Origin of the sequence: Tatumella sp. JGM91, assembly GCF_018257575.1 — a bacterium.
In the GTDB taxonomy this organism is placed as follows: domain Bacteria; phylum Pseudomonadota; class Gammaproteobacteria; order Enterobacterales; family Enterobacteriaceae; genus Tatumella; species Tatumella punctata.
In genome coordinates this window covers 112,903-119,258 of record NZ_JAERJP010000010.1, presented here as the reverse complement: position 1 = coordinate 119,258, position 6,356 = coordinate 112,903, and the positions used below count along the sequence as shown (strand labels likewise).

The 6,356-nt window shown below is 51.1% G+C and carries 3 protein-coding genes and 2 pseudogenes; 2 read left to right on the top strand and 3 right to left on the bottom strand.

From position 1 onward, the window contains the following. Positions 1–58 precede the first annotated feature (58 nt). Positions 59–400: pseudogene (locus tag JK198_RS08735) on the top strand (integrase arm-type DNA-binding domain-containing protein); the annotation flags it as partial. A 241-nt stretch (positions 401–641) separates the two neighbouring features. On the opposite strand, the pseudogene JK198_RS08725 reads toward JK198_RS08735, so the two are convergent. Beyond that, positions 642–1,298: pseudogene (locus JK198_RS08725) on the bottom strand (integrase); the annotation flags it as partial. Between the two features lie 146 nt (positions 1,299–1,444). On the opposite strand from JK198_RS08725, the gene mutS reads away from it, so the two are divergent. Beyond that, positions 1,445–4,012, top strand: a complete 2,568-nt coding sequence (mutS, locus tag JK198_RS08720) for a DNA mismatch repair protein MutS (RefSeq protein ID WP_212710372.1) — start codon at positions 1,445–1,447, stop codon at positions 4,010–4,012. A gap of 109 nt (positions 4,013–4,121) precedes the next feature. On the opposite strand, the gene rpoS is transcribed toward mutS, so the two are convergent. Together rpoS and nlpD are read right to left on the bottom strand one after the other, a co-directional pair. Then, positions 4,122–5,111, bottom strand: coding sequence for an RNA polymerase sigma factor RpoS (rpoS, locus tag JK198_RS08715; RefSeq protein ID WP_212709448.1), 990 nt, complete (start codon positions 5,109–5,111; stop codon positions 4,122–4,124). A 48-nt stretch (positions 5,112–5,159) separates the two neighbouring features. Next, positions 5,160–6,293 carry a murein hydrolase activator NlpD gene (nlpD, locus tag JK198_RS08710; RefSeq protein ID WP_212709449.1) on the bottom strand — a complete coding sequence of 378 codons (1,134 nt, stop codon included), beginning with the start codon at positions 6,291–6,293 and terminating at the stop codon, positions 5,160–5,162. Between the last annotated feature and the right edge of the window lie 63 nt (positions 6,294–6,356).

Sequence of the window (6,356 nt, the reverse complement as noted above, 5' to 3'; positions counted from 1 at the left end):
CGGTAACGTTGAACCCGGAACGGGAAAAACAGGCGGCTTAAATTAACCGGGGGTGACAACTACCTTGACACTTACCGCCTACCCTCACCTCACACTAGCAAGAGCAAGAGCCTTACGAGATGAATATCTTTCCTTGCTTGCCAATGGCATTGATCCTCAAGTCCATAACAACAATAAAGCTAATGCCTTAAAGAATGCTACTGAACACACTCTCCAAACCGTGGCAAGGAAATGGTTAGATGAGAAGGTAAAGACCTCTGGTATCTCACAAGACCATGCAGAAGACATCTGGCGAAGTCTAGAGAGAAATATCTTTCCCGGCTTAGGTCATGTTCCTGTCAATGAGATCAGCCCCAAACTCTTAAAGCAACATCTTGATCCTATTGAGCAACGAGGAGTCCGGTAAGTGTCTGGATAATGCCGTTACGGAGAGGTTCTTCCGCAGCCTGAAAGCAGAGAGAGTTAACTACCGTCGCTATGAAACCCGAAGTCAGGGCATTGCGGACGTTATCAATTATATCGACAGCTTTTATAATCTGAAGCGTCGGCATTACCGGCTGGGCAATATATCGCCGAATGAATATGAACGCCGATTACAACAATGTGCCTAAATCCGTGTCCGGTTTAAGTTGACCATTACAACTTGCTTCAATCTCAATAGCATGTCTGACAGCGACATTGGCCCACCTGAATGTTTGCTCGGATGCTGTTCTTGCTCTTGAAGAAATCTCATCAAACTTACGAAGAATTTCATTACCAGTAAGATCTTTAACTGGTAAACCAGCCCATTCCTTTAAACGATTTTCTGCCTTGTCCAACACTGACAGTGTGTTTGGTTTGGCTGGTTTCGATCTACCAAGGAGATGTTGGCGGTATTGAGCAAAAACTTCACTGATCGTGAGTTCAGAAGCATCGGACTCCCGTTTTATCTTGTTAGGGTTCCTTTTGGTCAACTTCGTGGTTTGAACTAAATTGCGAGCACCCTCGCGGGCTTGATCGATATTAGCGAAATCAGAGACATTGCCAATGGTAGGTCTGATAACCTCAGACCGGGATTTTCCCCCTGTCTCAGGACGGTTGCCAGGAGAAGATACGCTCTGTTGAACAATATATGTCTTTTTTTTTGCACTGATTTTGACACCAAAACCAACGGGTGAATCCCGGTGATTATCAGTGATAAGATACGGCTTTCGTCCAGGATTCGGTAAGTAGATAACACGCCCTTGCTGGTCGAGTTCTGGTTTAACATCGATAGATAACTTATTGATTATAGTCGACTGGTTGAGTGTCAATTTCATCAATCTATACCCGCTATTCAGAGTGTCTACCCGATACTAACCGGTATACTACTGGTATACAAATTTAGCGATTCACATGGGTTTTTAAGGGTTTCACATGGGGCCACTTGCGTACCCAACAGACTTAAAAAACGAGTAAAATCAATATGAATGAGTCTATTGACAAGGATTTATCAGATCACACCCCAATGATGCAGCAGTACCTTCGGCTGAAAGCCGAGCATCCGGAAATTCTGCTGTTTTATCGTATGGGCGATTTTTATGAGCTGTTCTTTGATGATGCGCGTAAGGCATCGCGGTTGCTGGATATTTCACTGACTAAGCGCGGGGCTTCTGCCGGACAACCGATTCCGATGGCCGGGGTCCCCTATCATGCGGTGGAAGGCTATCTGGCAAAGCTGGTACAGCTCGGTGAATCGGTGGCAATCTGTGAACAAACCGGTGACCCGGCACTGAGTAAAGGGCCCGTTGAACGTAAGGTTGTGCGTATAGTCACCCCGGGGACCATCAGTGATGAAGCCCTGCTGAATGAACGCCAGGATAACCTGCTGGCCGCTGTCTTCGCCAGCCCGAAAGGTGCAGGGTTCGGCTACGCGACCCTGGATATCAGCTCCGGCCGTTTTCTGCTGAGTGAGCCGGAAAATAATGACGCTCTGGCCGCAGAGCTGCAGCGGACAAATCCTTCAGAATTGCTGTACCCGGAAGACTTCGGGGCGATGTCACTGATTGACGGAAGGCGCGGACTGCGCCGCCGTCCGATCTGGGAATTTGAAGTGGATACCGCCAGACAGCAACTTAACCTGCAGTTCGGAACCCGTGATCTGCGCGGATTCGGCGTGGAACAGTCATTATCAGGATTAGCAGCCGCTGGCTGCCTGTTACAGTATGTCCGCGATACCCAGCGAACGTCACTGCCGCATATCCGTTCACTGAGTATGGTCCGGCAGCAGGATACCATTATTATGGATGCGGCGACCCGGCGTAACCTGGAAATCACCCAGAATCTGGCCGGCGGCACCGAAAATACCCTGGCATCGGTGATGGATAAAACCGTTACGCCAATGGGTAGCCGGATGCTCAAGCGCTGGTTACATATGCCGTTGCGTGACCCGCAGGTGATCCTCGGCCGGCAAGCCTGTATCGCAGAATTACAGGACTACAGTGACTCCCTGCAACCTTTGCTGCATCAGGTGGGTGACCTGGAGCGTATTCTTGCCCGTCTGGCCCTGCGCAGTGCCAGACCCCGTGATCTGGCCCGAATGCGCCATGCTTTCCGTCAGTTACCAGAAATACAGCAGCTGTTGCAGTCGACCGGCAGCCCGCATTTAACCCGCCTGGCGGCACAGAGCGGCGAATTTACCGAACTGCGGGAGTTACTTGAGCAGGCAATTATCGAAACTCCGCCGGTACTGGTGCGTGACGGTGGCGTGATTGCCCCCGGATATAACGCCGAGCTGGATGAATGGCGGGCACTGGCAGACGGTGCCACCGATTATCTGGATAAACTGGAAATCCGTGAACGGGAAAAGCTGGGGCTGGACACACTGAAAGTCGGCTTTAATGGGGTGCATGGCTACTATATTCAGGTCAGCCGCGGACAGAGCCATCTGGTACCGATGCATTATGTCCGTCGTCAGACGCTGAAAAATGCTGAGCGTTATATTATTCCGGAGCTGAAAGAATATGAAGACAAAGTTCTGACCTCTAAGGGTAAGGCATTATCTCTGGAAAAAGGCCTGTATGACGGGCTGTTTGATCAATTACTGCCGCATCTGGAAGCACTGCAGATCAGCGCCAGCGCACTGGCCGAACTGGATGTCCTGACCAACCTTGCCGAACGGGCCCGCACCCTGAATTATTGCTGCCCGCAATTACAGGAAACGGCGGGGATAAATATCCGTGAAGGCCGCCACCCGGTGGTGGAGCAGGTACTGAAAGAGCCATTTATTGCTAACCCTCTGTCCTTGTCTCCCCGGCGGCGTATGCTGATCGTCACCGGACCGAATATGGGCGGTAAAAGTACCTATATGCGTCAGGCGGCCCTGATTACCCTGCTGGCCTGGACCGGCAGCTACGTACCGGCCGACGCCGTGACCCTCGGACCGATAGACCGGATTTTCACCCGCGTCGGTGCTGCCGATGACCTGGCCTCTGGCCGTTCAACCTTTATGGTGGAAATGACCGAGACAGCCAATATCCTGCACAATGCCACAGCCCACAGCCTGGTATTAATGGATGAGATCGGCCGCGGTACCTCGACCTATGACGGATTGTCTTTAGCCTGGGCCTGTGCCGAAAATCTGGCCAACCGGATTAAAGCACTAACCCTGTTTGCTACCCACTACTTCGAGCTGACAACCTTACCTGACAGTCTCGAAGGGGTGGAAAATGTGCACCTGGATGCCATGGAGCATGGTGACAGCATTGCATTTATGCACAGTGTACAGAGCGGACCGGCCAGTAAAAGTTATGGGCTGGCCGTTGCTGCGCTGGCTGGAGTACCAAAGGACGTGATTAAACGGGCGCGACAAAAACTTCGCGAACTGGAACAGCACCCCGGGCAATCGCTGTCTTCACCGGTCGATGGTTCTCAGTTACCGTTGCTGACAGCAGAAGTTTCACCGGCAGTGGAAGCCCTCGACGCTCTGGACCCCGACAGCCTGTCACCCCGCCAGGCACTGGAGTGGATCTACCGTTTAAAAAACCTGCTGTAGTGAAGCTATACGCTGCGGACTAAAAAAGAAAACAGCCTGTCTCAGCAGGCTGTTTTAGGTTTTCAGTATCGTAATTACCGATATTACCGGTAACTGTTACACTAAGACGTTACTCGCGAAACAACGCTTCAATACTCAGCCCCTGCCCCTGCAGAATCTCGCGCAACCGGCGTAAGCCTTCTACCTGAATCTGGCGAACACGTTCACGGGTCAGGGATATCTCCTGTCCGACATCTTCCAGGGTAGCCGCTTCATAGCCCAGTAGTCCAAAACGTCTTGCCAGCACTTCCCGTTGTTTTGGGTTCAGTTCATACAGCCATTTAACAATGCTTTGTTTCATGTCATTGTTTTGCGTGCGATCTTCGGGACCGGTTTCATTATCATCAGAAATAATATCCAGCAGCGCTTTATCAGAGTCACCTCCTAACGGGGTATCCACTGAGGTAATACGTTCGTTTAAACGCAGCATTCTGGTGACATCTTCGACCGGTTTATCCAGCTGGCCGGCAATCTCTTCCGCACTAGGCTCATGGTCCAGCACGTGAGCCAGTTCCCGTGCGGTACGCAGATAGACATTCAGCTCTTTGACAATATGAATCGGCAGGCGGATAGTGCGGGTCTGATTCATAATGGCCCGTTCAATGGTCTGACGGATCCACCAGGTCGCATAGGTAGAAAAACGGAATCCCCGTTCAGGATCGAATTTTTCTACCGCGCGAATCAAACCAAGGTTCCCTTCCTCAATAAGATCAAGCAACGCCAGTCCGCGATTGCTGTAACGCCGTGATATTTTTACCACCAGCCGCAGATTACTTTCGATCATCCGCCGACGGGCTGCCACGTCACCACGCAATGCACGACGGGCAAAAAACACTTCTTCTTCTGCGGTCAGAAGCGGAGAATATCCTATTTCTCCGAGGTACAGCTGGGTCGCATCCATAACCCGTTGGTTGGTGGTCTGAGATAGCAGGTCATCTTCCGTAACTTCATCATCTTTAGAGTCATTTGCTACCAGTGCATTTTCATCGAAGGTCTCACTACCATTCTCATCAAAAGCATCATCATGTAACTCATCAACTTTAAGCGTATTCTGGCTCATCAATGGCTCCTCCCCTTATCCCGGGCAGAGCCATTTCAGCTCTGCCTGTTATCGCTGCGGTAGATACCGCAATGGATTGACGGATTTTCCTTTATAACGAATTTCAAAATGCAACCTGACTGAGCTGGTACCTGTACTGCCCATGGTTGCAATTTTTTGTCCTGCGCTCACTTCCTGTTGTTCGCGGACCAGCATGGTATCGTTATGCGCATAAGCACTCAGGTAATCATCATTATGTTTAATGATAATCAGATTACCGTATCCCCTGAGGGCATTACCTGCATACACCACCCGACCTGCAGCAGTAGCGACAACTGGCTGACCACGGGAACCGGCAATATCAATACCTTTATTGCCGCCTTCTGAGGCCGAGAAGTTATCAATAATCTTGCCATCGGTCGGCCAGCGCCATCCGGTGACTGGCGTCTGACTGTTCGATGTGCTGCTGACCGTCGGCTGACTCACCGGAGCGGTAATCGGTGCCGAAGCACTTCCTGTCATCACCGGTCTTGACGGTAACAGCTTACTGCCGCTGTTTGCTGTATTACTTGTTTCGTTAGCTGAATCTTCAGAGTACGTAATTACTGGTTGCGGTGCAACCGGCGATGCCTTAGGTCTAATTGATTGATTTTCTGAAGGCTGAGAAGAATCAGCCATCGAAATTGCATTAGCTCCGGTAATAGGCTGGCCGGTACTGTTACCCACCTGTAACACCTGACCTACACTGAGACCATAGGGTGCTGCGACATTATTGCGCTGTGCCAGATCACGGAAATCATTGCCAGTGATCCAGGCAATATAGAACAAGGTGTCTCCCCGTTTGACCGTGTAGGTCGGGCCATTATAACTCCCTTTAGGAATATTCCCATAGCTGCGATTGTAAACAATGTGACCATTTTCTGTCCGGACCGGTGTCGCCGGGACGGAGGAGGACTGGATACGGCCCTGAGAAGATGTCATCTGCGTGCCGGGGCCTGAAGGGACACTGCTGTTTATTTGCCGGGCAGAAGCCTGTTGTGAATTTACCAGCCCGCTGTTACCGCTGTGTCCGCCCGCACTGCCACCAATAGCAGAAATCGGGGCGCGGGTATTATCTCCTGAACTGCATCCTGCCAGCGCTGCCGCTGCAATCGTCAGTGCCGCGAGGCGGCGTAATTGAAAAAGTGTGCTTCCCGTGCTCATTGTTCCCCCATAATAACAAGCGGCAGTGAAATGACCGGTCGCCGTATACCGGGAACAGCTCCC

Coding starts and splice junctions, on each gene's coding strand:
- mutS (WP_212710372.1), top strand. CDS start 1,445: ATGAATGAGTCTATTGACAAGGATTTATCAGATCACACCCCAATGATG.
- nlpD (WP_212709449.1), bottom strand. CDS start 6,293: ATGAGCACGGGAAGCACACTTTTTCAATTACGCCGCCTCGCGGCACTG.
- rpoS (WP_212709448.1), bottom strand. CDS start 5,111: ATGAGCCAGAATACGCTTAAAGTTGATGAGTTACATGATGATGCTTTT.